This window comes from Streptomyces sp. PA03-6a, assembly GCF_033792765.1.
Classification (GTDB): Bacteria; Actinomycetota; Actinomycetes; order Streptomycetales; family Streptomycetaceae; genus Actinacidiphila.
In genome coordinates this window covers 1-1,523 of record NZ_JARAVK010000552.1, presented here as the reverse complement: position 1 = coordinate 1,523, position 1,523 = coordinate 1, and the positions used below count along the sequence as shown (strand labels likewise).

Below are 1,523 nucleotides of genomic sequence, written 5' to 3'. Positions count from 1 at the left end.
CCCTCTCTGTCAGCCTTGGGTGAGACGTCCCGCTTCGCCGGGTTAGCCTGAGAGGGCACGACAGGAGAACCACCCCTTCATGACCAGCACCAACCCTGCCGGGCCCGACCCGGCCCCCCGGCCGAAGCGCCGCACCTTCAGCCCCGAGTACAAGCTGCGGATCGTGGCCGAGTACGACGGCGCGCCCAAGAACGAGAAGGGCGCGATCCTGCGCCGCGAACGCCTGTACCACTCGCACGTCAAGGAATGGCGGGCCGCGCGGGACGCCGGAGCCCTGGAAAAGCTGGTCGACAAGCGCACCAGCCCGGCGAGGCCGAAGAGGTCCGCAGCCGAGGCGGAGAACGAAAAACTGCGCCGCCAGGTGGAACGGCTAGAGCAGGAACTGGCCCGGAACAAGGCCGCGCTGGAAGTCATGGGAAAAGCTTCTGCGCTCTTGGAAATGATCTCCGAGGGCGCGGACTGAACTCTGCGGCCGAACCGGTGGTCGACGACGCGTTCACCGGCGTCGAGTACGAGCTCGGTGTCACGGCGGCCTGCCGGCTGACCGGCCGTTCCCGGGCCACCCACTACCGCCGTCTGCGGCCCCCGCCCGAGCGAAAGCCCAGGAAACCGCAGGTCCAGCCCTCGGCCCTCACACCGCAGGAACGGGCGGCCGTCCTGGAGCTGATGAACTCGGGCGAGTACGCCGAGCTGCCGCCCGCGCAGATCTGGGCCCGCGAGCTGGATGCCGGGCGCTACCACTGTTCCGTCTCCACGATGTACCGGATCCTGCGCGAGAAGGGGCAGTCCGGCGAACGCCGCCGCCAGGCCACCCACCCGGCGAAAACGGTGCCCGAGCTGGTCGCCACCGGGCCCTCACAGGTGTTCACCTGGGACATCACCAAGGCGGCCGGGCCGGCCAAGGGCATCTGGTATCACGCCTACGTCGTCATCGACATCTTCAGCCGCTACATCGTCGGTCATACCGTCGAGGCCGCCGAATCAGCGACACGGGCCGAGGAGTTGATCCGGGAGACCATCGTCCGCAACGGCATCGTGCCCGAGACCGTGCACGCCGACCGCGGCACGTCGATGACCTCCAAGAAGGTCTCCCAGCTGCTGATCGACCTCGGGGTGACGAGGTCGCACTCGAGGCCGAAGGTCTCCAACGACAACCCCTACAGCGAGGCCCACTTCAAGACCGTGAAGTACATGTCCGACTACCCCGAGCGGTTCGATTCGCTGGCCCATGCCCGCGAGTGGTTCGAGGCGTTCATCACGTACTACAACCACGAGCACCGGCATTCGGGCATCGGCTGGCACACGCCCGCCAGCGTGCACTTCGGCACCGCCGAGGAAGTCCGCGACCAGCGGGCCGTCACCCTCGCCGACGCATACGCCCGCCATCCCGAACGCTTCGGCCGACGCCCCCGACCACCCCGGATACCCCAGCAGGCGTGGATCAACGACCCAGCCAAGCGCCGCGACCCCGCACCACAAACCTCATAGCGTCACGACCGTCTCACTGGACTTGAAATCTTCCG

General features: G+C 67.7%; 2 protein-coding genes. Both read left to right on the top strand.

Annotated elements, in window-relative coordinates; all coding sequences use genetic code 11:
• The first annotated feature begins 79 nt into the window (after positions 1-79).
• Positions 80-463, top strand: coding sequence for a transposase (locus PV350_RS46550; protein ID WP_500339301.1), 384 nt, complete (start codon positions 80-82; stop codon positions 461-463).
• 17 nt (positions 464-480) lie between these two features.
• On the top strand, positions 481-1,488 hold the full coding sequence (locus tag PV350_RS46545) for an IS3 family transposase (RefSeq protein WP_500339300.1): 1,008 nt from the start codon (positions 481-483) through the stop codon (positions 1,486-1,488).
• Positions 1,489-1,523: the final 35 nt, after the last annotated feature.